This window comes from Pseudomonas sp. NPDC077451 (genome assembly GCF_044543345.1).
Lineage (GTDB): Bacteria > Pseudomonadota > Gammaproteobacteria > Pseudomonadales > Pseudomonadaceae > Stutzerimonas.
Map to the genome: position 1 here is coordinate 118758 of NZ_JBITVX010000011.1, position 25968 is coordinate 144725.

The following is a 25968-nucleotide window of genomic DNA, read 5'->3' on the forward strand; positions in this document are numbered from 1 at the left end:
TATTGCGGCGCTCAGTGCTGGATTGTGCAGCCGGTGGCGTCTTGCATCTCCTCGAAGCTAACGCCGTCGGCCAGCTCCACCAGTTTCAAACCCTGCTCGGTAACATCCAGCACGCCCAGGTCGGTGATGATCCGGTCGACTACCCCGACGCCGGTCAGCGGCAGGTCGCACTGCTTGATGATCTTGTGCGCGCCCTTGGCGGTGTGCTCCATCAGCACGACAACACGCTTGACCCCGGCCACCAGATCCATCGCGCCGCCCATGCCCTTGACCATCTTGCCAGGGATCATCCAGTTCGCCAGGTCGCCTTTTTCGGAAACCTGCATGGCGCCGAGAATTGCCAGGTTGATATGGCCGCCGCGGATCATGCCGAAGCTCATGGCGTTGTCGAAAAAGGCACTGCCGGGCAGGGCGGTGACGGTCTGCTTGCCGGCGTTGATCAGATCCGGGTCGATCTCGTCCTCGGTGGGGAAGGGGCCGATGCCGAGCAGCCCATTCTCGCTCTGCAGCCAGACGTCCATGCCGTCCGGAATGTAGTTGGCGACGAGGGTTGGCAGGCCGATGCCGAGGTTGACGTAGAAGCCGTCCTGCAATTCCTGTGCGGCGCGTTGCGCCATCTGTTCGCGTGTCCAGGCCATAATCAGCTCCTCACCGTACGTTTTTCGATGCGCTTCTCAGCGTTCGGGTTGTGGATGATGCGCTGCACGTAGATGCCCGGCAGGTGAATCTGGTCGGCGTCCAGCTCGCCGGTTTCGACCAGATGATCGACCTCCACCACACAAACCTTGCCGGCCATTGCGGCGAGCGGGTTGAAGTTGCGCGCGGTCTTGTTGAATACAAGATTGCCAGCCTTGTCCGCCTTGAAGGCTTTGACCAGCGATACATCGGCGGGCAGCGACTCCTCCATCACGTACCACTCACCGTTGAATTGGCGAGTTTCCTTGCCCTCGGCGATCAGCGTGCCGTATCCGGTGCGGGTGTAGAACGCCGGTATGCCCGAGCCTGCGGCGCGTAGCTTCTCGGCCAGAGTGCCTTGCGGCGTGAATTCGAGTTCCAGCTCGCCAGCCAGGTACTGGCGCTCGAACTCCTTGTTCTCACCGACGTAGGAGGAAACCATCTTGCGCACCTGGCGCGTCTCGAGCAGCAGGCCGAGGCCGAAGCCGTCGACGCCGGCATTGTTGCTAATCACCGTAAGGTCTTTCTTGCCGGTGTCGCGCAGCGCTTCGATCAGCGCTTCGGGAATGCCGCACAGGCCGAAACCGCCAACCGCAAGTGTCATGCCGTCTTCGACCAGGCCGTCGAGTGCCTGCTGGGCGTTGGGGTAGATCTTGTTCATGGAGGCCTCGTGTTATTTGAGTGAGGGCGATAGCGTTGGGTTATTGCGCGGCCAGGCGCGCCCGAGCGACCCGCGATCCGTTGGGACGACCCAGTACATCACTGATGCGTTGCCCTGCGGCGATCAGCATGTCCAGGTCAATCCCGGTCTCGATACCCAGGCCGTTAAGCATGTAGAGCACGTCTTCGCTGGCGACGTTGCCACTCGCGCCTTTGGCGTAGGGGCAGCCGCCGAGCCCGGCGACCGAACTGTCGAAGGTGCAAACACCCTCTTGCAGGCTGGCATAGATGTTCGCCAGCGCTTGCCCATAGGTATCGTGGAAATGCCCGGCGAGCTTGTCACGCGGTACCTCACGGGCAACGGCTTCGAACAGCTGACGGGTCTTGCCTGGGGTGCCGGTGCCGATGGTGTCGCCCAGCGATACCTCATAGCAGCCCATTGCGAACAGCTCATGCGCGACATGCGCGACACGCTTAGGGTCGACCTCGCCTTCGTAAGGGCAGCCCAAGACGCAAGAGACGTAGCCGCGTACCTGAATGCCGTTCTCACGCGCGGCGATCATCAGCGGGGCAAAGCGCGCCAGGCTCTCATCAATGGAGCAGTTGATGTTCTTCTGCGAAAACGCTTCCGAGGCGGCGCCAAACACGGCCACTTCGCTGACGCCGGCTTCGATGGCAGCTTCCAGCCCCTTCAGGTTCGGGGTCAACGCCGCGTAGGTCACGCCTGGCTTCTGCCTGATCTGAGCGAAAACGTCAGACGAGCCCGCCATTTGCGGCACCCACTTAGGCGACACGAAGCTGCCCACCTCGATATAGCGCACCCCGGCGGCACTCAGATCGTCCACCAGGCGCACCTTGTCCGCGACGCTGATCGGCTGTTTTTCGTTCTGCAAGCCGTCTCGCGGGCCGACTTCAACCAGGCGTACCCGGCGTGGCATTTCAGTGGTAATGGTCATCGGTGTTCCTCATGACAAGTACGGGTGCCTTCCCGGTAAAAAGGGGGTTGACCATCGGGTCATACAGCGACCCTCGATGCTCAAGTTCCGAACAGCGTGGCAGATAAGGTTAGAAGACCCGGCCCTTCCGGGGCACCACGTCCGAGAATCGCCATGCTACGCAAATTGAAAATCTCCCATCGCACGCTGTTGTTCTTTGCGCTTGTCGCTGTGCTGCTGACGGCGCTTGGGTTGTTCAGTCTGATGCAGATGGCGGCCATACGTGCGGCGGGCAGCGAGATTGACGCCGACTGGATGCCAAGCCAGGCAGCCGCAGACGATATGGCGTTGCACTTCGCGCACGTACAGATCGAGTCCATGCGTCAGCTTGCCTTTCACGATGCCGAAACGCTTCGTAAGAGTGGTGAGCAAATCGCTGCTGCAATGAATGAGATCGGTCAGCTGATGGTTCGTTACGAAAGCCACGTCTCCAACCCTGACGAGGCTCGTACATTTAGCGTGGCCAAAGAGGTATACGCGACCTATCCCAAGGCGCTTCAGGAACGGCAGCGCGTGATTGATGGCAACGCGAGCGCTGAACAAGTCGCCACGGCTAACGCGCGGGTTACCGAGCTGAGCCACCAGTTCGAGCAGGCCTTGTCGACGCTTCGATCCTTCAACGAAGAGGGCGCCCACCATGCTGTAGAGGCGGCCACAGCCGTTTACCAAAAAGCTCAGATCGTAATCGCGTTGGTGATCCTCGTTGCGCTGATCTCCACCGTAGCGTTGGCCGTGTTGTTGACCGCCAGTATCGTGCGGCCCATGCGCCGGGCGGTCGCTGTTTCTAATCAGATTGCCAAAGGAGACCTGACGCATGACGTGCACGTCGATGGCCATGATGAAGCCACCGAGCTTTTGACCTCGCTGAGCGAAATGCAGACCAACCTGCGCGATATCATTGGCCAAATCAACGACTCGGCCCATGTGCTGACGGCCTCGGCGGAGGAGATGAGCGCTGTCATGCTGGACAGTACCGAGGGCCTGCAACGGCAGAACGACCAGATTGAACAGGCCGCCACGGCGGTGAATGAAATGACTTGTGCGGTCGAAGAGGTAGCCAGCAACGCGGTGTCTACCTCTGAAGCGTCGCGGGCGTCGAGCGAGTCGGCTCAGCAGGGACGCAAACAGCTTGAAGATGCCATCGCGTCGATCCAGGCGTTGGCGGACGACGTGGTCAGCGCATCGGCACGTGCCGGCGATCTGGCCAATCAGACCCACAACATCACCCGAGTGCTGGATGTGATCCGCGCCGTGGCCGAACAAACCAACCTGCTCGCGCTCAACGCGGCTATTGAAGCTGCGCGCGCCGGCGATGCCGGTCGTGGGTTCGCCGTTGTGGCGGACGAAGTGCGAGCGCTGGCGAAGCGCACCGGGGAGTCGACCCGCGAGATCGAGTCGATGATTGGCAGCATCCAGAACGGCACGACGCTGACGGTTGAAGCCTTGCAACAAGGTGCCTCTCGCGCTCAGGGCACGCTCGACAAAGCCGAGGCTGCGGGGGTTGCACTGGCGCGGATTGCCGAGACGGTGGCCGGAATCAACGAGCGCAACCTGGTTATCGCCAGTGCCTCGGAGGAGCAGGCGCAAGTCGCCCGTGAAATTGACCGGAACCTGGTCAGTATTCGCGACCTCTCGGTGCAAACGTCCGCTGGCGCCCAGCAGACCAGTGTGGCGACGCAGGAACTGTCGAGCCTGGCGGTGGGATTGAACGGACTGGTACGCCGTTTCCGGATGTAGCCACGCGGCAACGTTGGTGCGTTGGTAGCGGCGAGGGGGATGCTTATCCAAGCCGCATTTACGAGCAACCGCCTCTCTATCGCAGGCTTGTTTAACGTGGGTCGAGCGTGCACGTCGACCGCCACCGCGCGGCAAAACCGGCGGTCGCTGCCCGGTTTGCCAGCCGCTAGTAGCGGTCATTACTCAAGCTCCACCAGCGTCGTGCCTTCGCTGATCATTTCGCCTTCGGCGCAGTAGACGGCTTTTACCACGCCTGCTTCGGCGGCTCGGATGCTGTGCTCCATCTTCATCGCTTCAAGCACGACCAATGTGGCGCCGGCCTCGACGCTTTGCCCGGCCTCGACCAGCACACGAACGATGCTGCCGTTCATGGGCGCGGTGAGGCCGCCGTGGTGCTGGTGGCTGGCTTCGACGTCGGCGATGGGGTCGAATGCGGTGACGGCTTGCAGCTCGCCATTCCATTCCAGGTACAGGGTTTGGTCCTTGCGAATCACTTTGGGCTGGCGGCTGACATTTGAAGGGGCACGCTCGCTCGTGTTGGCGGCCGCATCGATGCGCACCAGCCGGCTTTCACCGTTGCATTGCAGATGCACACCAATTCGCGCCGGCATACCGAAGCGCAGGCCGTCGCGCTTTGCCCAGGGCGAATGGAGGTCGTCCTCGCGGATCTTCGCCGGTTCGGTCTGCACGAACAGCTCGCCCGCCCGCTGCCAGAAGTCATCCGGAAGTTCGCCGGGTGTGCGCATCAAATCGGGTTCGTGGCGTGGGATGAAGCCCGTATCGAGCTCGGCGGCGGCAAAAGCCGGGTGACCGACCACACGGCGCAGGAAGGCAAGGTTGGTACGCACGCCGCCAACGCAGGTTTCGTCGAGCATCGCCAGCAAACGCAGGCGTGCTTCCTCACGATTCTCGCCCCAGGCAATCAACTTGCCGAGCATCGGATCGTAGAAGGGCGATACCTGGTCGCCTTCGGCTACGCCGCTGTCGACGCGTCGACCCGGTCCAGCAGCGGATTCTCGGTACAGGTCCAGGATGCCGGTCGCGGGGAGGAAGTCATTGTCCGGGTCTTCGGCATACAGCCTTACTTCGATGGCGTGACCGTTGAGCGGCACCTGATCCTGTGTGATCGGCAGCGGCTCGCCACGCGCGACACGGATCTGCCAGGCCACCAGATCCAGGCCGGTGATGGCTTCGGTCACTGGGTGTTCGACCTGCAGGCGGGTGTTCATCTCCATGAAGAAGAACTCACCGCGTGCGTCGAGCAGAAATTCCACCGTGCCGGCGCCTACATAGCCAATGGCTTGAGCCGCCTTGACCGCAGCTTCGCCCATGGCGCGACGCAGTTCGGCGGAAAGTCCTGGCGCGGGGGCTTCCTCGACGACCTTCTGGTGGCGGCGCTGGATCGAACAATCACGCTCGTTCAGGTACAGGCAGTTACCGTGTTGATCGGCAAATACCTGGATCTCCACGTGGCGTGGTTTGAGCACGTATTTCTCGACCAACATTCGCGAGTCGCCAAAGGACGACTGCGCCTCACGCTGAGCCGATTGCAGCGCTTCGGCCAGATCCGTTTCACGCTCGACCACCTTCATGCCTTTGCCGCCGCCGCCGGCGGTGGCCTTGAGCAGCACCGGGTAGCCAATCTTTTCTGCAGCGACGCGGAAGGTTTCCACGTCCTGCGCTTCGCCGTGATAGCCAGGCACGAGCGGCACGCCGGCTTTTTCCATGAGCGCCTTGGCGGCCGATTTGCTGCCCATGGCGTCAATGGCCGAGGCGGGTGGGCCGAGGAAGATCAGGCCGGCATCCTCGATGGCGCGAGCGAAGTCCGCGTTCTCCGAGAGGAAGCCGTAGCCGGGATGGATCGCTTGTGCGCCGCTGGCTTTGGCGGCATCGATCAGCTTGTCGATCAAAAGGTAACTGTCGGCCGGCTTGGCGCCGCCGAGGTTTACACGAATGTCGGCCTCGCGGGCATGCCTTGCATCGCGGTCAATGGCGCTGTGCACGGCAACGGTGGTCAGGCCCATGGCCTTGGCGGTGCGCATCACGCGGCAGGCGATTTCGCCCCGGTTCGCGACCAGCAGGGTGGTTATCATTGTTCTGGCTCCTGCGTCCAATTCGGTTTGCGCTTTTCGAGAAAGGCATTGAGGCCTTCCTGTCCTTCGGGGCTGACCCGTATGCGCGCAATGGCGTTTTCGGTGTAGCGGCGTAGCGCGGGGCTCAGCGAAATACTGGCGGCTTCGCGCAACAGGTCCTTGCTGGCACGCATGGCTTGCGGGCTGTTAAGCAGTAGGTTGTCGAGCCAGCCGAGCAAGGCATCGTTCAGTTCGGCGGCGGCATAGGTTTCTGACAACAGGCCGAGCTCGCGGGCGCGCTCACCACTGAAGCGCTCGCCGGTCATGGCGTAGCGACGCGTGGCGCGCTCACCGATGGCCTTGACGACGAAGGGGCTGATCACTGCCGGCGCGAGGCCGATGCGCACTTCGGAAAGGGAAAACAACGCATCATGCGCACCGATGGCCATGTCGCAACAGGCAACCAGCCCGACCGCACCACCGAAGGCTGCGCCTTGCACCACTGCCAGTGTGGGCAGCTTGAGGTGGTAAAGGCTGTACATCAGTTCGGCCAGCTCACGGGCGTCGGTGAGGTTGGCATCGAAATCCAGCTTCGCCGACTGTTGCATCCAGGCCAGATCCGCCCCGGCCGAAAAATGCTTGCCACGGCCGCGCAGCAGCAAGAAGCGCAGGCTCTTGTCCGCCTGCACCGTGTCGATTGCCTGTACCAGCTCGCGGATCATTTCGGCGTTGAAGGCGTTGTTCTTTTCCGGTCGGTTGAGCCATAGGGTGGCGAAGCCGCGCGGGTCTTTGTTCAATTCGATGGTCTGGAAATCGGTCATCTGCTTCTCCTGTACGAGCCAGCTAGCGATCAATACGCGCCGCGACCGGCCGCTTTGGCCAGCGCACTGCGCGCGGGATCGCAGGCTTACATCCGGAATACGCCGAATCGGGTCGGTTCGATCGGTGCGTTGAGACTCGCTGAGAGTGCCAGGCCCAGTAGATCGCGCGTCTGCGCCGGATCAATAACACCGTCGTCCCACAGTCGGGCACTGGAATAGTAGGGATGCCCCTGGTGCTCGTATTGCTCAAGGATCGGCTGTTTGAGCTGCGCCTCGTCTTGTTCTGAAAAGGTCTGCCCGCTGCGCTCGGCCTGCTCACGCTTGACCTGCACGAGCACACCCGCGGCCTGTTCCCCACCCATCACGCCGATGCGCGCATTCGGCCACATCCACAGAAAGCGCGGATCATAGGCTCGACCGCACATGCCGTAGTTGCCGGCGCCAAAGCTGCCGCCAATCACCACGGTAAACTTAGGCACCTGAGCGCAGGCCACCGCTGTGACCAGCTTGGCGCCGTGCTTGGCGATACCGCCGGTCTCGTACTTCTGGCCAACCATGAAGCCGGTGATGTTCTGCAGGAACAACAGCGGGATGCCACGCTGGCAGGCCAGCTCGATGAAGTGAGCGCCTTTCTGCGCGGCTTCGGCGAAGAGGATTCCGTTGTTCGCCAGAATTGCGATCGGATAGCCGTGCAATGTGGCGAACCCGCAGACCAGGGTGGTGCCGAACAGCGCCTTGAATTCATCGAATTCGCTGCCGTCGACGAGCCGCGCGATGACCTCGCGCACGTCGTACGGCTGCTTGGATTGTGCCGGAATCACACCGTAAAGCTCGTCCGCGGCATAGAGGGGCGCACGCGGTTGGCGGGTCTGTACCTGGCCAAGCTTTTTCCAGTTGAGGTTGGCCACGCAGCGCCGGGCGATGGCCAACGCGTGCTCGTCATTCTCAGCGTAATGGTCGGCCACACCGGACGTTTTACAGTGCACATCGGCACCGCCGAGATCTTCAGCGGTGACCACTTCGCCCGTCGCGGCTTTGACCAACGGCGGGCCGGCGAGAAAGATCGTCGCCTGGTTGCGCACCATGATGGTTTCGTCCGCCATGGCCGGGACGTAGGCGCCGCCAGCAGTGCAGGAGCCCATCACCACCGCAAGCTGCGGGATGCCCATGGCGCTCATGTTGGCCTGGTTGAAGAAGATGCGACCGAAGTGTTCACGGTCGGGAAACACCTCATCCTGGCGCGGCAGGTTGGCGCCGCCGGAATCCACCAGATAGATGCACGGCAAACGATTCTGCTGGGCGATGGATTGCGCGCGCAGGTGTTTTTTCACCGTGAGTGGGTAGTAGCTGCCACCTTTTACCGTGGCGTCATTGGCGATGATCACGCATTCGACGCCCTCGACTCGGCCGATGCCAGCCACCACGCCCGCAGCAGCAACGTCTTCACCGTAGACCCCGTAAGCCGCCAGGGGCGCGACTTCGAGAAAGGCCGAACCGGGATCGAGGAGGGCGTTGATGCGGTCACGCACCAGCAGCTTGCCGCGCGAGACATGGCGCTGCTGCGCTTTCTCGCCGCCACCTTCGCTGACGCGCCCGAGCAGCGTGCGCAGGTTCTGAACCTGCTCGAGCATCGCGGCGCTGTTGGTCGCGAACTCCGGTGAACGGGTATTGATCTGGGTATTCAGGATGGCCATAGAACCCTCGAAAAGAGCGCTGGAGGCTGAAGCTGGACGAAGGCCGAAGTGGCGCTTCATCCTGGGTAGGGTGGGCTTCAGCCCACCACGTCCGGGAATGGTGGGCTGAAGCCCACCCTACGGTTACCGCGTTCCGCCTCTGCTGCTTTGTCTTATTTGGTTTCGTTGAACAGCTCGCGGCCGATCAGCATCCGGCGAATCTCGCTGGTGCCGGCGCCGATTTCGTAAAGCTTGGCGTCGCGCAGCAGACGGCCGGTGGGAAACTCGTTGATGTAGCCGTTGCCGCCGAGAATCTGGATAGCCTGAAGGGCCATCTGCGTCGCCGCTTCGGCGGTGTAGAGGATCACCCCGGCGGCATCCTTGCTAGTGGTCTCGCCACGGTCGCAGGCTTGCGCCACGGTGTAGAGGTAGGCGCGGCTGGCGTTGAGCTGGGTGTACATGTCGGCCACCTTGCCCTGGATGAACTGGAATTCGCCGATGCTTTGGCCGAACTGCTTGCGGTCGTGGATGTAGGGCACCACCACATCGAGGCACGCCTGCATGATCCCGACCGGGCCGCCTGCCAGTACCACGCGCTCGTAGTCCAGGCCGCTCATCAATACCTTCACGCCGCCGTTCTCGACGCCGAGGATGTTTTCTTCCGGCACCTCGACGTCATCGAAGAACAGCTCGCAGGTGTTGGAGCCGCGCATGCCGAGCTTGTCGAACTTGTTGCCGCGCGAGAACCCTTTCCAGTCGCGCTCGACGATGAAAGCGGTGATGCCGTGCGCACCCTTGTCGAGATCGGTCTTGGCATAGATCACATAGGTGTTGGCGTCCGGACCGTTGGTGATCCAGGTCTTGCTGCCGTTCAGCACGAAGCGGTCACCCTTGCGATCGGCACGCAGCTTCATCGAAACCACGTCGGAACCGGCATTCGGCTCGCTCATGGCCAGCGCACCGACATGCTCGCCCGAGACCAGCTTGGGCAGGTATTTGGCCTTCTGTTCGGCCGTACCGTTGCGGTTGATCTGGTTGACGCAGAGGTTGGAGTGCGCGCCGTAGGACAGACCCACCGAGGCCGAGCCACGGCTGATTTCTTCGATAGCGATGACATGTGCCAAGTAACCCATGCCAGCGCCGCCGTATTCCTCGTCTATGGTGATACCGAGCAGGCCCATGTCGCCAAACTTGCGCCACATGTCGCTGGGGAAGAGGTTGTCACGGTCGATGGCTTCGGCGCGGGGCGCCAGTTCGTTCGCAACGAAACCGCGGATCTGGTCGCGGAGCATGTCCACGGTTTCACCGAGCGCGAAGTTGAGGCCTGAATAGTTCATGTGCCACCTGTCTATTTTGTAGTTGTTCTGATCCGACCGCCGATCAAAAGCTGGATTTCGCCTGCGGCTCAGCCTGTTGTTTGTCACGCTTGCGCACCGACTTTTGGCGTAGGGTGCGGTGGGTTGTCACGCTGTTACCTTTACGTTAACGTAACCACGTCCCGAATGACTGTCAACAACAGTGCGCGGGACAGTAAGGCCTCATAACAAACATAAGACTGAGGAATTTCGACATGAGTCTTCCGAGCTACACCTGCGGACCGCAGACCAAACCTCTGTTGCCGATGACCATTGGTGCGGCGTTCGACCGGGCTGTCGAGCGGTTCTCCGACCGTGAGGCCTTGGTCGTTCGTCACCAGAACCTGCGCTACACCTGGGCCCAGCTGGCCGAAGAGGTGGACCGGTGCGCACGTGGCTTGCTGGCACTCGGCCTCAAACCTGGCGAGCGGGTGGGCATCTGGTCGCCTAACAATGCGCAGTGGTGCATCGCTCAGTTTGCGACCGCCAAGGTGGGTGTGGTGCTGGTTAACATCAACCCGGCCTATCGCCTCAACGAACTTGAATATGCACTGAAGCAGTCCGGCTGCCGCTGGTTGATCTGCGCCGATGCGTTCAAGACATCCGACTATCACGCGATGCTGCATGAGCTGCTACCAGAGCTGGAGCGCTCGGCCATCGGCGCCTTGCAGAGCCACATGCTGCCCGAGCTGCGTGGGGTGATCAGCCTGTGCGACACGCCGGTGGACGGCATGCTCCTGTGGAAAGGGCTGATGGACATGGCGGAGAACGTCGGCCCGGAGCAGCTGCGCCAGTGCGGCGAGCAGCTGCAATTCGATGACCCGATCAATATTCAGTACACCTCCGGCACCACGGGCTTCCCCAAGGGCGCCACGCTCAGTCACTACAACATCCTTAATAACGGCTACATGGTCGGTGAGAGTCTCAAGCTCAGCGAGCACGACCGGCTGGTGATTCCGGTCCCGCTGTATCACTGCTTTGGCATGGTCATGGGCAATCTTGGCTGCGTCACCCATGGCACCACGATGATCTATCCGAGCGCCGCCTTCGAACCGCTCGCGGCGCTGCAAGCGGCAGCCGAAGAAAAGGCCACCGGTATGTACGGCGTGCCGACCATGTTCATCGCCATGCTCGACCACCCGGAGCGTCAATCGCTGGATCTGAGCAATCTGCGCACCGGGATCATGGCCGGTTCCACCTGTCCGATCGAAGTCATGAAGCGCGTCATCGACGACATGCATTTGGCTGAGATGCAGATCGCGTACGGCATGACCGAAACCAGCCCCGTCTCGACTCAGACCGGCCCGGATGATGACCTTGAGCGCCGTGTCACCAGTGTCGGGCGCACCCAGCCGCACCTGGAAAGTAAGGTGGTCGACGAACACAACCGCATCGTCCCGCGCGGGCAGATCGGCGAGCTCTGTACCCGTGGTTACAGCGTCATGCTCGGTTACTGGAACAATCCGGAGGCCACCGCCGGTGCTATCGACGGCGCGCGCTGGATGCACACAGGCGACCTGGCGACCATGGACGAGGAGGGCTACATCAAGATCGTCGGCCGTAACAAAGACATGATCATTCGCGGCGGTGAGAACGTATATCCACGGGAAGTCGAGGAGTTCCTGTTCACCCACGCGGCGGTGGCTGACGTGCAGGTGATCGGCGTACCAGACAAGACCTACGGTGAAGAGATCGTTGCCTGGGTCAAGTTGCACCCGGGGCATTCAGCGACTGCCGACGATCTGCGCGAGTTCTGCAAAGGGCGGATCGCACATTTCAAGACGCCGCGACATATCAAGTTCGTCGAGGAGTTCCCGATGACGATCAGCGGCAAGGTGCAGAAGTTCAAGATGCGCGAGGTCAGCGTCGCAGAGCTTGGCATTGCCGAGTGATGGCGCCAGCGGCTGGTTTCGACTAGCCGCTTCATTTGCTGAACGATACGGAGCCTTCCATGACCCAGCCCATCAGTCGTTTTCCGCTCGTCGATGACTTCGCCTCGCTGCCGGACGATGTGCGTGAGCGGATTCTGGCGGTACAAGAGAAAGCCGGCTTCATACCCAATGTTTTTCTGATGTTGGCCCATAGGCCAGATGAATTTAGGGCTTTTTTTGCCTATCACGATGCGCTGATGGAGCGAGAATCGGACAGTCTGACCAAAGCCGAGAAAGAAATGATCGTGGTGGCGGTGAGCGCCGATCACGGCTGTCTGTACTGCGTAGTGGCGCATGGCGCGATTCTGCGAATCCTGGCCAAGGATCCGCTGATTGCCGATCAGATTGCAGTGAACTACCACACCGCCGGGCTCAGCGAGCGCCAGCGGGCCATGCTCGATTTTGCACTGCACTTGGCTGCACAACGTGGCGTACTGGATGACGCCTGGCAGGCGCGATTGGAAAAGATGGGCTTCACTCAGAGCGACATCTGGGACATTGGCGCGATTGCTGCGCTGTTTGGTCTTTCCAACCGTCTGGTGTCGATGGCGCGAACGCCGCCCAACGACGAATTTTATTTGCTGGGTCGTGTGCCCAGAGCTGCCGCGAACTGAGCGGTAGCCATGGATTTACCGCATAACGCGGTAAACGAGACCCGACAGGAGCGAGGTCGGGTCCATCAGCTGCATCAACCAAGACAATAACAAGAGAGATGATCATGCAATTGATACCCCTGAGCCGTTTCTTCCTCTTCAGCAGCCTGGCAGCTTCAGCGCTTGGCACCTCAACCATGGCATCCGCCGCGTTTCTCGATGACAGCAAAGCCAGCGTCGAGCTGCGCAACTTTTACATGAACCGTGATTTCCGCCAGTCCGGGGCGTCTCAATCCAAGGCCGACGAATGGGCGCAGGGCTTCATTCTGAAGATGGAATCGGGCTACACCGAAGGGCCGGTCGGCTTTGGCGTGGATGCGCTCGGCTTGCTGGGCGTCAAGCTCGATTCCAGCCCGGATCGCTCCGGCACCGGCATCCTGCAGCGCGATTCGTCCGGTCAGCCGTCTGATGACTACGGCACTGCCGGCCTGACCGCCAAAGCGAAGATGTCCAACACGACCCTGCACGTCGGCACCCTGCAGCCGATCCTCCCGGTGGTGATGCGCAACGACAGCCGCCTGCTGCCGAGCATCTTCCGTGGGGGCTGGTTGCAGAGCAAGGAAATCGAGGGTCTGACGGTTGATGTCGGTATGCTCGATCGCATCAGCTACCGTGACTCGTCGGATTATGAAGAGCTGACAGTGTTCAATGGTGGTGCTCGGAATATTCAATTGGGCAGCGCCAAAACCAGCGACGAGTTCCTGTTCGCCGGTGGCCGCTACCAGATCATGCCGGAGCTTACCGCTAACTATTACTACGGCGGCATGGATGGCATCTACAAGCAGCACAACACGCAGCTGGTCCACATCATGGCGCTCGGTGAGAACCAGAGCTTCAAGACCGACCTGCGCTACGTGCGCTCCACTGATGACGGCGGCAGCAACGTCGACAACAACGCCTTCGGCGCGCTGTTCACCTACAAGATCGGCGGCCATGGCTTTACTGGCGGTTATCAGACCCTGAGCGGCGACACCGGCTTTGCGTACGTCAGCGGCGGCGACAACATGCTGATCAACCTGCTGCAGATCAATGACTTCGGCAACGAAGACGAGAAGTCATGGCAGGTCCGCTATGACTATGACTTTGCTGCTGCTGGCATCCCCGGGCTGAGCCTGATGACCCGCTACGTGTCCGGTGACAACGTCAACCTGGCCGGCGGCGGCGAAGGTGAAGAGTGGGAACGCGACACCGATATCGCCTATGTGGTCCAGAACGGACCGTTGAAGAACCTCGCCATGAAAGTGCGTAACGCCACGGTGCGCAGCAACTTTGGCAGCGACATCAACGAAACTCGCGTGATCCTCAGCTACACCCTGGCGCTCTGGTAAGCGTCCTGAGCAGCACCGCAATACCTCCTCGTTGATCCTTTACCGGGCCCTTGCGGCCCGGCTTTTTTCAGCGGTCTCCATGCGTACGGCAATGCCGCACAAGCCGCATCGCTACCCACTTTTTACTCAAGCGAGCGTTTGAAAACGATGCTTGCAACAGCTTGCAAACGGTTGTTATCGTTTACGTAAAGGTCATCCATAGACCTGCGCCATAACCAACAACAATAATCAAGGTTAGAGGGCATCCCATGGCACCTGAGTTCGTGCTGGAAACGCGCGGTCTGACCAAGGAATTCCGCGGCTTCACCGCAGTGGATTCCGTCGATCTGCGTGTGCAGAAGGGACACATCCACGCACTGATCGGCCCCAACGGTGCCGGCAAGACCACAGTGTTCAACCTCCTCACCAAGTTTCTGACGCCCACACGCGGCGAGATCCTCTATCGCGGCAAAGCGATCACGTCGATGAAGGCCAACCAGATTGCCCGCCTCGGGCTGGTTCGCTCGTTCCAGATCTCGGCGGTGTTCGGTCACATGAGCGTGTTGGAGAACGTCCGTGTCGCTCTGCAGCAAAAGCTCGGCACGTCCTATCACTTCTGGAAGTCCGAACGGTCACTGCGCGAGCTCGATGAGCGCGTCATGCAGTTGCTCGCCGAAGTGAACCTGGAATCCTACGCCCAGACGCTCGCCATCGAGCTGCCCTATGGCCGTAAGCGCGCCCTGGAACTGGCGACCACGCTGGCGCTGGACCCGGTCGTGCTGCTGCTCGATGAACCTACGCAGGGCATGGGCGGTGAAGACGTCGACATGGTCGTAGCCCTGGTCCGCCGGGCTGCGGTGAACCGCACGGTGCTGATGGTCGAGCACAACCTGAGCGTCGTCAGCCGGCTCTGTGACCGCATCACTGTACTGGCACGGGGTTCGGTTCTGGCCGAAGGCGATTACGAAAGCGTTTCGGCAAATCCCGAGGTGCGCGAGGCCTACATGGGCAGCGAAGCCGACGCAGAGGAGGCTCACGCATGACGCCCAAAGCTGACCGCGACCAGCTGCGGGTCGATGATCTGCATGCGTTCTACGGTGAATCGCACATCCTGCATGGGGTCGACCTGGTGGTCGGGCGCGGCGAACTGGTCACCCTGCTGGGACGCAACGGCTCAGGCCGTAGCACCACGTTGCGCGCCATCATGAACATGGTGGGACGACGGACCGGCTCCATCATCGTCAATGGCAACGAAACCATCGGCATACCCGCCCACCAGATACCCAGACTCGGCGTGGGCTATTGCCCCGAAGAGCGCGGGATCTTTTCCAGCCTCAATGTCGAGGAAAACTTGTTGCTCCCGCCCACCGTGCGCAGTGGCGGCATGGGCCTGGACGAGCTTTACGACATGTTCCCCAACCTCTACGAGCGCCGTTTCAGCCAAGGCACCCGGTTGTCCGGTGGCGAGCAGCAGATGCTGGCCATGGCGCGAATACTGCGCACCGGTGCCAATCTGCTGCTGCTTGATGAGATCACCGAAGGGCTGGCCCCAGTGATCGTGCAGAAGCTCGCGGAGGTCCTGATCAAGCTGAAGAAACGCGGCCTGACCATCGTGCTGGTTGAGCAGAACTTCCGCTTCGCCGCGCCACTGGCCGACCGTCATTACGTGATGGAGCACGGGCAAATCATCGAAGAGATCAGCGCCGCCGATCTGGATTCGAAAAAGGAGTTTTTGAATAGTTGTCTGGGGGTGTGACCGCCCTCGTCATGCAAGCCAGCCGGTCCGCAGTACATGCCGGTGATCAATAGCCACAACAAAAACAATCACAGTGGGTGAATATGAAAATGCTCAAGAAAACCGCAGCCGCCGTTCTCGTTTCCAGCATGATCGCCAGTGCTGCCCAGGCCGAAATCAGCAACGACGAAATCCGAATTGGCTATCTCGCTGACATGTCCGGCACCTACCGTGATTTGTCCGGTCCCGGTGGTCTCGAAGCGCTGAACATGGCCATCGAAGATTTTGGCGGCACGGTCGATGGCAAGAAAATCGTAACCTTCAACGCCGACGACCTGAACAAGCCGGATGTTGGCGCCAACACCGTGCGGCAGTGGATCGATGAACGTAACGTCGACATGGTCACCGGATTGGTGGCCAGCTCCGTGGTGCTGGCGGCAGCCAAGGTGGTGGAGCAGGGCGGCAAACTTGCACTGATTTCCGGTGCCGCCGCATCGAGCATTACCAATGAGTTCTGTTCGCCCAATCATATTCACTGGACGTACGACACCTTTGCCCTGGCCAACGGTACGGCCAACGCGGTCCTCAAGGATGGGGGCAAAAGCTGGTTCATCCTGACCGCTGACTACGCCTTCGGCCACGCAATGGAGGCCGATATCAAGAAAGTCGTCGAAGCCGAAGGCGGCAGCGTGGTCGGCACGGTCCGCCACCCGTTCCCGAGCAGCGACTTCTCGTCCTATATCCTCCAAGCGCAGGGTTCCGGTGCTGATGTTATCGCTCTGGCCAACGCCGGCGCTGACACCGTCAATTCGCTGAAGACCGCGAGCGAATTCGGCGTGACGCAGTCCGGACAGCGTCTTGCTGGCATGGTCGTGTTCCTTAACGACATTCACGCCATGGGGCTGGATGTCACGCAAGGCCTGATGCTGACCACTGGCTGGTATTGGGACATGGACGAAGAAGCCCGCGCTTGGGCCAAGCGCTACGAAGAGCGTGTAGGCAGCATGCCGACCATGGTCCATGCCGGCATCTATTCCGCCGCCACTCACTATTTGAACGCGGTGAAGGAAACCGGTAGCGACGACACCGCAACCGTGCGTGCGCAAATGGCCAAGACTCCGGTCAACGATATGTTTGCCAAGAACGGCAAGATTCGCGAAGACGGCCGCATGGTGCATGACATGTACCTGGTGCAGGTCAAGACGCCGGCGGAGTCGAAAGGGGAATGGGACCTCTACAAGGTCATCAGAACCATCCCAGGCGATGAAGCCTTCCGCCCACTCTCAGAAAGTCAGTGCAAGCTGGTCACCCAGGACTGAGCGGCCTGCCCCAAGCCATTCCCCGGCCGCCTGGCCGGGGCGTCACGGACTTTTCTGGGTAGTGAATCATGACTCTCGTTTTCGGCGTTCCCCTGAGCGTACTGTTCGGGCAGCTGCTGCTCGGTCTGATCAACGGGTCGTTCTACGCGCTGTTGAGCCTTGGTCTGGCGATCATCTTCGGTTTGCTACGGATCATCAATTTCGCCCACGGTGCGCAATACATGCTCGGCGCTTTCGCCGCATTCCTCGGGCTGAACTATCTGGGCATCAACTACTGGGCCGCATTGTTGCTCTCGCCTCTGCTGATCGGTCTGCTGGGCATTGGCATCGAGCGCGGTCTGCTGCGTCGCATTGCCGGCGAGGATCACCTGTATGGTCTGCTGCTGACCTTCGGCCTGGCGCTGATCGTCGAAGGTAGCTTCGTCAAGCTGTTCGGCGTGTCCGGCTCGTCCTACCCGATGCCGGAATTGCTCAAAGGCGGGCACAACCTCGGGTTCATGTTCCTGCCAACCTATCGTGCCTGGGTCATCGTCGCCGCGCTGACGGTGTGCTTTGCGACCTGGTACATGATCGAGCGGACTCGGCTTGGCTCCTATCTGCGCGCCGGGACGGAGAACCCCAAATTGATGCAGGCATTCGGCATCAACGTCCCGCTGCTGGTCACCCTCACGTATGGCTATGGCGTTGCGCTTGCCGCGTTCGCCGGTGTGCTTGCCGCGCCCATCTACGCTGTCACGCCGGGAATGGGCTCCAATTTATTGATCGTGGTGTTCGCGGTCGTCGTGATTGGCGGGATGGGCTCGATCATGGGCGCGATCGTCACAGGGCTTGCGATGGGGCTGATCGAAGGGCTCACCAAGGTGTTCTATCCGGAGGCGGCCAACACGGTGATCTTCGTGATCATGGTGCTGGTCCTGCTGATGCGGCCGGCCGGTTTGTTCGGAAAGGAGGCATGAACATGTCGACTCAGGAAAGTGTTCAAGCCTCTGGCTTGCAGGCGACCTCCACCCAGGTCAGAGCCAATGCCGAGCGCGAACGTCGCCGTGCAGCTCGGCGGCGCATGGCCATTTTCTATGGCGTCTTGCTAGCCGTGGCGATGGTGGCACCGCTGATGGTCTATCCGGTGTTCCTCATGAAGCTGCTGTGCTTCGCACTGTTTGCCTGCGCCTTCAATCTGCTGCTGGGATACGCCGGCCTGCTGTCGTTCGGTCACGCAGCATTCTTCGCCTGTGGCGGCTACATCACCGGTTACATGCTCAGCACTTACAGTGGGTTGAGTACTGAGCTGGGCATTCTGGTCGGTACGCTGGCCTCCACCGTGCTGGGGTTGATCTTCGGTTTGCTGGCGATTCGCAGGCAGGGCATCTACTTCGCGATGATCACGCTGGCGTTGGCACAGATGGCGTTCTTCGTCTTCGTCCAGGCGCCTTTCACAGGCGGCGAGAATGGTATGCAGGGCGTGCCGCGCGGCTATCTGCTGGGCCTGTTCGACATGCAGAACAACATGGCCTTGTATTACTTCGTGTTGACGGTGTTCGTGATCGGGTTTGCCATCATCCAGCGCACCATTCATTCACCATACGGGCAGGTGCTCAAGGCGATTCGAGAAAACGAGCCGCGGGCAATTTCACTGGGGTACAACGTTGACGGTCACAAACTGCTGGCCTTTGTAATCTCCGCGGCGCTGACCGGGCTGGCTGGCTCAACCAAGACGGTGGTGTTCCAGCTCGCCTCGCTGACCGATGCACACTGGCACATGTCGGGTGAAGTGATTTTGATGACGCTACTGGGCGGTGTCGGCACCATTCTCGGCCCGATCGTGGGCGCAACCGTGGTGGTCACGCTGCAGAGCTCGCTGTCCAGCGGGCCGTTGGGCGAGTGGGTGCACGTGATTCTCGGGGTGATCTTCGTGCTCTGCGTGCTGCTGTTCCGCTCGGGGATCGTGGGATGGGTGGAGCGGCTGATCAAGCGCAATTTCAAGTAGTACGGCTGGCTATGACGTGGAGGGTGATGGTCCCCGGCTCCGCTTGAGCGGGGCCGGGTTCGGTCTCAGGCGTTCTGCCACGTGGCGCTGCGTTTTTCCAGGAAGGCATTGACCCCTTCCTTCTGGTCCTGCGTGTCAAACAACTCGGCGAAGAGCTCACGCTCAGCTGCCCAGCCGGCGGCTTGCGGTGCCTGCCGCGCATTCATCACCAAGCGCTTGCAGCGACTGACGGAGGAGGGGCTTTGCTGATCCACCAGGGCCGCCAGTTTGAGCGCCGCCTTGAGTGACTCGCCGCGACCGACCACCTCTTCAACCAGGCCGATCTTCTCGGCTTTCTGTGCGCTGATGCGCTCGCCACAGAGAATCATCCGCTTGGCCCAACCTTCGCCTACCAGCCATGGCAGATTCTGCGTACCGCCTGCGCAGGGCAGCAGCCCAACCTTGGCTTCCGGAAGTGCCATTTGTGCCTGCTCTTCGGCGATGCGTATGTCGCAGGCCAACGCGCATTCGAGTCCACCACCCATGGCGTAGCCATTGATGGCGGCAATCGACACACCACGGAAATGACTCAAGGCTTCAAAGGCACGCCCGAACAATGCAGCGATTTCCTGCGCACCTTGCTTGTCGCCATCGGCAAACTGCTTCAGGTCGGCGCCAGCGGAAAAGAATTTTTCGCCTTCGCCGGTGATCACCAAGGCATACACGTCGGGATGGTCGTTGAGCTGGCCGATGGTTTGTTCCAACGCAGCCAGCGACTCGCGATCCCATGTGTTGGCAGGTGGATTGGCGATGGTCAGCAGCGCCGTGTGGTCGCGCATTTCGAGCTGGATCTTTTGGCTCATGTCGGTTCCTTGTGCTTGGAATGATGCGGATGTCGTGAGGCGAAACGGAGTTCGGTAGACGAGCCTAGCAGCGTAAAAATAGTAAACCCATGGTGCGAAATGCACAGGTATTCTGTGTTTTTGCACAGCGTGCCGCGGACGGCACGCGTCAATTCGATGGATCTGGAGTCTGCAGTGGACTGGGACAACCTGCGTTTTTTTCTCGAACTCTCGCGTGCGGGCAAGTTGACGGTCGCCGCGAGGCGATTGGCTGTAGACCACACCACGGTGGCCCGACGGGTGCAGGCGCTGGAAAAAAGCCTGGATCGACAGCTCTTCATTCGCGCCAAAGCGGGGTATCGGCTGTCCGAAGCGGGCCGCGAATTGCTGGCCCAAGCCGAGGCGATGGAAAGCGCCATCGCCTCCATCGAACAGCCGAGCCTGACCGCCGATAAGCTGTCCGGCCAGGTTCGCATTGGCGCCACCGAGGGGTACGGCACCGTGATGCTGGCGGGCCAGCTGGCCAACCTGACCCGTGATTACCCGCATCTCGGCGTGGATCTGCTGGCGGTGCCACGCTCGGTCAGGCTGGCACGTCATGAGGCAGACATCGTCATCACGCTGGAGCGTCCCGAGCGCGGCCCCTACGTGATCACCAAACTCACCGACTACGTGCTGCGGCTCTACGCGTCGGAAACCTACCTGGCGTCACACCCGCCTATCCGCAGCCGCGAAGACCTGAGCGGGCACGTGTTCGTGAGCTACATCGAAGATCTGCTCTACAGCAAGGAGCTGTTCTACCTCGACGAGATCGTTCGCCCCCGTCAGCACTCGCTGCGCAGCACCAGCATCCTTGCCCAGCAGGAAGCGGTTGCAGCGGGCGCCGGTCTGGCGATCCTGCCGGCGTTCCTGGCGGCTAGGGAGCCCTTGCTCAAGGAGGTTCTGGTCGGCGAGGTCGAATTTACTCGAACCTTCTGGATGTTGATGCCGATCGAAAACAAGGACCTGGCGCGGATGCGCGTGTGTTGGGACTTCCTGCGGGATGTGGCCGCCAACAGCCACGATGTGATGATGGGGCGCGCATGAACCGCGACGGCAAAAACACCATTTCCGTCCGGCTGGTGGATGAGGCGTTGCTGGGTTTCACCTTGTCTTCGCGATCAGCCGAAGAGCTGCTGCGCCAGCTTGGGCTCGGCGCTATTGACCTGGCCGACAACGAAGGGCGTGTCGATGTGGCTGACTTCAGCAAACTCTGGCGACGCTTGGCGCGGCAGTTCGACGATGAGTTTTTCGGTATGGATGCGCGGCGTATGCGTACCGGCAGTTTCGCCTTCGTTTGCCGCGCCGCCATGGCCCAGCCGACACTCGATGCAGCGCTTCGTGTGGCGTTGGACTTCTTCAGACTGACCTTCGAAGGCTTCCGCGGCGAGCTGTTTCGCAGCGAAAGCCTGGCGGAAATCATGCTGTCGGAGCCGGAAGATGCGGCGCCGCTCAGAGCCTTCAGCTACTTCACTTTCTGGATGCTGCTGCACGGTCTGGCCTGTTGGCTGGTAGGACGGCGTATCCCGCTGCTAGCCGTCGAGCTGCGTTGTGAAGAGCCTGCCTATACCGATGACTACCGGGTGATGTTCTCGCGCAACCTGCGTTTCGCACGGCCCAGCACGCGGGTCATCTTCGCTGCCGAGGTGCTCGACCTACCAGTGCGCCGCAGCGAGCAGGAGCTGCACGGATTCCTGGCCCATGCGCCTTCCAACATCCTGGTCAAATACCGCGACACAACGAGCCTCGCCAGCCGCATCAAGGCGCAGTTGCGCGAGTTGCCAGCCGAGCAGTGGCCAACCAGCGAAGCTCTGGCGCGGACGTTGTGCGTATCAGCCTCTACTTTGCGCCGTCGATTGGCCGAGGCAGGGCAGACTTACCAAGCCATCAAAGACCAGGTGCGACAGGAGATGGCGACCCTATGGCTGGCGGACGCCTCGATCACCTACGCCGATATCGCCGAGCGCTTGGGTTTCGCCGACGTCAGCTCGTTCTACAAGGCATTTCGCAAATGGACCGGCACCAATCCGGGGCAGTACCGCAGCCTGATCTTACGTGGCGATGAAGGGCCATAGCCCATTTGTAGGTGCTTAGGGGACCTAGTCCTTGCTGGTGATCCGGTCTATTGGTTGGGCCTTGGATCGCCAGCAAGCTGAGCTCCTACAGGGCTGGCAGGGCTAGTACAGACGTCAGCCGTTCGCCGTCGCGCTTTTCGTAGGAGCGAGCTCGCTCGCGATCAGGCGTTAGCTCTATTCACGCGGGACGGTGAAGCACGGATCGCCAGCAAGCTGGCTCCTACAGGGCTGGCAGGGCGAGTACAGGCGTCAGCCGCTCGCCGTCGCGCTTTTCGTAGGAGCGAGCTCGCTCGCGATCAGGCGTTAGCTCTCAGTTCACGCGGGGCGGTGAAGCACGGATCGCCAGCAAGCTGGCTCCTACAGGACTGGTAGGACGAGTACAGGCGTCACCCGCTCGCCGTCGCGCTTTTCGTAGGAGCGAGCTCGCTCGCGATCCGGCGTTAACTCAATTCACGCGGGACGGTGAAGCGCGGTTCGCCAGCAAGCTGGCTCCTACAGGGCTGGCGGGGCGAGGACACGCGTCACCCGCTCGCCGTCGCGCTTTTCGTAGGAGCGAGCCTGCTCGCGATCCGGCGTTAGCTCAGTTCACTCGGGACGGTGAAGCACAGATCGCCAGCAAGCTGGCTCCTACAAAGTCAATCATGGTCCCGCACCGCCCATAGCGTGCAACCAGTACCAACTGCCTTGGCCAAACCAGTCACCGCGATTGCCCGCAACGACCATTGTCCGTACCCATGGGTCTGAAGAAGATGAACCCAGCAGGATCTGGCAGGTGATCTGCCGCGATACCTATCATCTCTACGAGGTCGTGCAGTGAACATCCAAGACAAGGTTTTCCTGATAACAGGCGGCGCCTCCGGGTTGGGCGCTGCGGCTGCCGAAGCGCTGGTCGCCGCGGGTGCGAAAGTGGTCCTCGCCGATATCAACGCCGATCTGCTCAACGAGCGCAGCGAGGTGCTCGGCGCCAACGCTCACGCGGTAGTCACCAATGTCTGTGACGAGGCCGCTGCGCAAGCGGCTGTGAACGCGGCGGTCGAACGTTTTGGCGGTCTGCATGGGCTGGTCAACTGCGCCGGAGTCGCCAGCGGCGAGAAAATCCTCGGGCGACAGGGGCCGCATGGGCTGGAGAGTTTCAGCCGGGTGATCGGCCTTAACCTGATCGGCAGCTTCAACATGCTGCGTCTGGCGGCTGAAGCCATCACCCAGGGCGAGCCGGATGCACAGGGCAATCGGGGCGTCATCATCAATACGGCGTCCATCGCCGCTTATGACGGCCAGATCGGCCAGGCTGCCTATGCTGCATCCAAGGGCGGCGTGGTCGCCATGACGCTGCCCGCGGCCCGCGAACTGGCGCGCCACGGGATCCGCGTAATGACCATTGCGCCCGGCGTGTTTGAGACGCCGATGATGGCCGGCATGCCGCAGGAGGTCCGCGACTCGCTGGCTGCCGGTGTGCCGTTCCCGCCGCGGCTGGGCCGAGCGAATGAATACGCGGCGCTGGTGCGCCACATCATCGAGAACGACATGCTCAACGGCGAAGTGATCCGCCTCGACGGCGCGCTGCGTATGGCCGCGAAATAATTCGGAGATAGTGATGAACAACGATCCAATCGTGATTCTGGGCAGCGCCCGTACACCCATGGGCGGCTTTCAGGGAGATCTGAAATCTGTCAGCGCGCCGGAGCTTGGCTCGGCCGCGATTCGCGCGGCGGTCGAGCGCAGCGGTGTCGCATCTGAACAGGTACAAGAGGTGCTGATGGGCTGCGTGCTGCCGGCGGGCCTCGGTCAGGCGCCGGCGCGTCAGGCCGCGCTCGGCGCAGGTCTGGGCAAGGCGACGGCATCGACCACCCTGAATAAGATGTGTGGCTCCGGCATGCAGGCGGCCATCCTTGCGCATGACGCATTGCGTGCGGGAAGTGTCGACCTGATCGTCGCGGGCGGCATGGAGAGCATGTCCAACGCCCCTTATCTGCTGGAAAAGGCCCGTAGCGGCTACCGCATGGGGCACGGCAAGGTGCTCGACCACATGTTCCTCGACGGTCTTGAAGACGCCTACGACAAGGGCAGACTGATGGGCACCTTCGCCGAAGACTGCGCGCAAAATCACGGCTTCAGCCGCGAAGAGCAGGACGCCTACGCGCTGACTTCACTACAGCGTGCCCGCGATGCAATCACCAGCGGCCGGTTCGCCACTGAAATCGTGCCGCTCGACGTCACGCAGGGACGCGAGCAGCGCACCATCCGCGACGACGAGCAGCCGCCCAAGGCGATGCCAGAGAAGATTCCGTCCCTCAAGCCGGCGTTCCGTGAGGGCGGCACCGTGACGGCAGCCAACTCCAGTTCGATCTCTGATGGTGCAGCGGCACTGGTGCTGACGCGCCGCTCATACGCCGACCAGCATGGCCTCAAACCGCAGGCCGTGATTCATGGGCACGCCGTTTTTGCAGATGCCCCGAATCTGTTCCCGACCGCACCCATCGGTGCCATCCACAAATTGCTTGAGCGCACCGGCTGGAGCCTCGACGAGGTGGATCTGTTCGAAATCAACGAGGCCTTTGCCGTGGTCAGCATGGTCACCATGCGTGAGCTGGGGCTGGATCACGCCAAGGTCAACGTCAACGGCGGCGCCTGTGCGCTGGGGCATCCGATTGGGGCCTCTGGTGCGCGGATTCTAGTGACCCTGATCGCCGCACTGCGTGACCGTGGCCTGCGCAAGGGCATCGCGGCCATCTGCATAGGTGGTGGCGAAGCGACTGCCATGGCTGTCGAACTGCTGGACTGAGGATTTGCCATGCTGCTTAACGACGATCAAACCAGTATTCGTGACATGGCCCGGCAGTTCGCCCAGGAGCGGCTGAAACCCTTCGCCGCCGAGTGGGACCGCGAACACCGTTATCCAGCCGAGGCGATCAGCGAAATGGCCGAGCTCGGGTTTTTCGGCATGCTCTGCCCTGAACAATGGGGCGGCAGCGAGACCGGCTATATCGCTTATGCACTCGCGCTGGAGGAGATTGCAGCCGGTGATGGTGCCTGTTCGACCATCATGAGCGTGCACAACTCGGTGGGTTGCGTGCCGATCCTGCGTTTCGGCACTGAAGAGCAGAAGCAGCGCTACCTGGCGCCATTGGCCAGCGGTGCGCAGATCGGCGCCTTCGCCCTTACCGAACCTCATGCGGGTTCCGACGCCAGCAGCTTGCGCACGCGTGCTCGGCGCGATGGTGACGGTTACGTGCTCAACGGAGCCAAGCAGTTCATCACCTCGGGGCAGCACGCCGGCACGGTGATCGTATTCGCCGTGACCGATCCGGACGCAGGCAAGCGCGGCATCAGCGCATTCATCGTCCCCACCGACACGCCCGGCTACCAGGTGGTGCGTGTCGAGGACAAGCTCGGACAGAACGCGTCGGATACCTGCCAGCTGGCATTCGAAGACATGCGCGTGCATGAATCCCAGCGGTTGGGGGAGGAGGGCGAGGGCTACCGCATCGCCCTGGCAAATCTTGAAGGCGGCCGCATCGGCATCGCCGCCCAGGCGGTCGGTATGGCCCGCGCGGCATTTGAAGCAGCCCGCGACTACGCCCGAGAGCGTGAGGCGTTCGGCAAGGCGATCAGCGAGCATCAGGCGGTTGCGTTTCGGTTAGCTGATATGGCGACTCAGATAGCAGTTGCCCGTCAGATGGTCCTTCACGCCGCCGCATTGCGCGAAGCCGGCCAGCCGGCCCTGGTTGAAGCCTCCATGGCTAAGCTGTTCGCCTCGGAGATGGCTGAGAAAGTGTGTTCAGCCGCGATCCAGACACTCGGCGGCTACGGCTACCTCAAGGATTTCCCAGTGGAACGCATCTATCGCGACGTGCGGGTGTGCCAGATCTACGAAGGCACCAGCGACATTCAGCGTTTGGTGATTGCGCGGAATCTTGGGGAATGAGGCGTGCGCTTCGCCCGTGGCTGGTCGTAGGGTGGATCGCGCTTCACCGATCCACCTGTGAGATCGCATCGGCGCTTTGGTGGATGGATAAAGCGCCATCCACCCTTGTATCTCGACTACCACGCTATGTTGGGGTGATAGTTCCCGACTGATCATCGGGGGAAGGTCAGGAAGCCGTATCCACCCTTAGG

The 25968-nt window shown here is 61.4% G+C and carries 22 protein-coding genes and 1 pseudogene; 15 read left to right on the forward strand and 8 right to left on the reverse strand.

Annotation, left to right across the window (positions count from 1 at the left end):
- Window positions 1–11: 11 nt before the first annotated feature.
- From ACIGHL_RS17205 to ACIGHL_RS17215, 3 genes are read right to left on the reverse strand one after another with little or no spacing between them, the layout of a single operon-like run.
- Window positions 12–638 (reverse strand): CoA transferase subunit B, encoded by a 627-nt coding sequence (locus ACIGHL_RS17205; RefSeq protein ID WP_045426872.1) that lies wholly within the window; start codon window positions 636–638, stop codon window positions 12–14.
- Window positions 639–640: 2 nt separating this feature from the next.
- Window positions 641–1336, reverse strand: a complete 696-nt coding sequence (locus ACIGHL_RS17210) for a CoA transferase subunit A (RefSeq protein WP_446697674.1) — start codon at window positions 1334–1336, stop codon at window positions 641–643.
- Window positions 1337–1376: 40 nt separating this feature from the next.
- Window positions 1377–2273: a hydroxymethylglutaryl-CoA lyase gene (locus ACIGHL_RS17215; RefSeq protein WP_499176386.1), complete on the reverse strand. Its 897-nt coding sequence runs from the start codon at window positions 2271–2273 to the stop codon at window positions 1377–1379.
- A 171-nt stretch (window positions 2274–2444) separates the two neighbouring features.
- On the opposite strand from ACIGHL_RS17215, the pseudogene ACIGHL_RS17220 reads away from it, so the two are divergent.
- Both ACIGHL_RS17220 and ACIGHL_RS17225 read left to right on the forward strand, forming a co-directional pair.
- Window positions 2445–2984, forward strand: a pseudogene (locus tag ACIGHL_RS17220) (MCP four helix bundle domain-containing protein); the annotation flags it as partial.
- 78 nt (window positions 2985–3062) lie between these two features.
- Window positions 3063–4067 (forward strand): methyl-accepting chemotaxis protein, encoded by a 1005-nt coding sequence (locus ACIGHL_RS17225; RefSeq protein ID WP_500137058.1) that lies wholly within the window; start codon window positions 3063–3065, stop codon window positions 4065–4067.
- A 179-nt stretch (window positions 4068–4246) separates the two neighbouring features.
- Here ACIGHL_RS17225 and ACIGHL_RS17230 read toward each other — a convergent pair whose 3' ends face one another.
- From ACIGHL_RS17230 to ACIGHL_RS17245, 4 genes are all read right to left on the reverse strand, one after another.
- The gene (locus ACIGHL_RS17230) at window positions 4247–6160 is read right to left on the reverse strand and encodes an acetyl/propionyl/methylcrotonyl-CoA carboxylase subunit alpha (protein ID WP_446697677.1); all 1914 of its coding nucleotides are present in this window, start codon (window positions 6158–6160) and stop codon (window positions 4247–4249) included.
- Window positions 6157–6960 (reverse strand): gamma-carboxygeranoyl-CoA hydratase, encoded by an 804-nt coding sequence (locus ACIGHL_RS17235; protein ID WP_128120786.1) that lies wholly within the window; start codon window positions 6958–6960, stop codon window positions 6157–6159. The genes ACIGHL_RS17230 and ACIGHL_RS17235 overlap by 4 nt, the downstream gene beginning before the upstream one ends.
- A gap of 86 nt (window positions 6961–7046) precedes the next feature.
- Entirely contained in the window at window positions 7047–8654 is a 1608-nt protein-coding gene (locus ACIGHL_RS17240) for a carboxyl transferase domain-containing protein (protein WP_128120785.1), read from the reverse strand.
- 152 nt (window positions 8655–8806) lie between these two features.
- Window positions 8807–9970: an isovaleryl-CoA dehydrogenase gene (locus ACIGHL_RS17245; RefSeq protein ID WP_128120784.1), complete on the reverse strand. Its 1164-nt coding sequence runs from the start codon at window positions 9968–9970 to the stop codon at window positions 8807–8809.
- Window positions 9971–10203: 233 nt separating this feature from the next.
- Between ACIGHL_RS17245 and ACIGHL_RS17250 the strand changes: the two genes are divergently transcribed.
- From ACIGHL_RS17250 to ACIGHL_RS17285, 8 genes are all read left to right on the forward strand, one after another.
- Entirely contained in the window at window positions 10204–11880 is a 1677-nt protein-coding gene (locus tag ACIGHL_RS17250) for an AMP-binding protein (protein WP_046164363.1), read from the forward strand.
- 59 nt (window positions 11881–11939) lie between these two features.
- A complete protein-coding gene (locus tag ACIGHL_RS17255) occupies window positions 11940–12533 on the forward strand; it encodes a peroxidase-related enzyme (RefSeq protein WP_128120783.1) in 594 nt (197 codons plus the stop codon).
- A 104-nt stretch (window positions 12534–12637) separates the two neighbouring features.
- A complete protein-coding gene (locus ACIGHL_RS17260) occupies window positions 12638–13900 on the forward strand; it encodes an OprD family porin (protein WP_128120782.1) in 1263 nt (420 codons plus the stop codon).
- A gap of 248 nt (window positions 13901–14148) precedes the next feature.
- Window positions 14149–14922 (forward strand): ABC transporter ATP-binding protein, encoded by a 774-nt coding sequence (locus ACIGHL_RS17265; protein WP_446697678.1) that lies wholly within the window; start codon window positions 14149–14151, stop codon window positions 14920–14922.
- A complete protein-coding gene (locus ACIGHL_RS17270) occupies window positions 14919–15635 on the forward strand; it encodes an ABC transporter ATP-binding protein (protein ID WP_045426904.1) in 717 nt (238 codons plus the stop codon). Before ACIGHL_RS17265 ends, ACIGHL_RS17270 begins: the two co-directional genes overlap by 4 nt.
- Before the next feature lie 83 nt (window positions 15636–15718).
- Complete coding sequence (locus ACIGHL_RS17275; RefSeq protein WP_128120781.1) at window positions 15719–16933, forward strand: ABC transporter substrate-binding protein; 1215 nt, start codon at window positions 15719–15721, stop codon at window positions 16931–16933.
- Window positions 16934–17001: 68 nt separating this feature from the next.
- Window positions 17002–17889 (forward strand): branched-chain amino acid ABC transporter permease, encoded by an 888-nt coding sequence (locus tag ACIGHL_RS17280; protein ID WP_045426908.1) that lies wholly within the window; start codon window positions 17002–17004, stop codon window positions 17887–17889.
- Between the two features lie 2 nt (window positions 17890–17891).
- The gene (locus ACIGHL_RS17285) at window positions 17892–18917 is read left to right on the forward strand and encodes a branched-chain amino acid ABC transporter permease (RefSeq protein ID WP_128120780.1); all 1026 of its coding nucleotides are present in this window, start codon (window positions 17892–17894) and stop codon (window positions 18915–18917) included.
- 65 nt (window positions 18918–18982) lie between these two features.
- Here the strand turns inward: ACIGHL_RS17285 and ACIGHL_RS17290 are convergent, their stop codons facing one another.
- A complete protein-coding gene (locus ACIGHL_RS17290; protein ID WP_128120779.1) occupies window positions 18983–19759 on the reverse strand; it encodes an enoyl-CoA hydratase in 777 nt (258 codons plus the stop codon).
- A 174-nt stretch (window positions 19760–19933) separates the two neighbouring features.
- Here ACIGHL_RS17290 and ACIGHL_RS17295 point away from each other — a divergent pair, with 174 nt between their 5' ends.
- The 5 genes from ACIGHL_RS17295 to ACIGHL_RS17315 all read left to right on the forward strand — a co-directional run bounded on the left by ACIGHL_RS17295 (window position 19934) and on the right by ACIGHL_RS17315 (window position 25777).
- Entirely contained in the window at window positions 19934–20824 is an 891-nt protein-coding gene (locus tag ACIGHL_RS17295) for a LysR family transcriptional regulator (protein WP_128120870.1), read from the forward strand.
- On the forward strand, window positions 20821–21852 hold the full coding sequence (locus ACIGHL_RS17300; RefSeq protein WP_128120778.1) for an AraC family transcriptional regulator: 1032 nt from the start codon (window positions 20821–20823) through the stop codon (window positions 21850–21852). The genes ACIGHL_RS17295 and ACIGHL_RS17300 overlap by 4 nt, the downstream gene beginning before the upstream one ends.
- 813 nt (window positions 21853–22665) lie before the next feature.
- Complete coding sequence (locus ACIGHL_RS17305) at window positions 22666–23433, forward strand: SDR family NAD(P)-dependent oxidoreductase (protein ID WP_128120777.1); 768 nt, start codon at window positions 22666–22668, stop codon at window positions 23431–23433.
- A gap of 13 nt (window positions 23434–23446) precedes the next feature.
- Window positions 23447–24634, forward strand: coding sequence for an acetyl-CoA C-acyltransferase (locus ACIGHL_RS17310; RefSeq protein ID WP_128120776.1), 1188 nt, complete (start codon window positions 23447–23449; stop codon window positions 24632–24634).
- A 9-nt stretch (window positions 24635–24643) separates the two neighbouring features.
- Window positions 24644–25777, forward strand: a complete 1134-nt coding sequence (locus tag ACIGHL_RS17315; protein WP_128120775.1) for an acyl-CoA dehydrogenase — start codon at window positions 24644–24646, stop codon at window positions 25775–25777.
- The last annotated feature ends 191 nt before the right edge of the window (window positions 25778–25968 follow it).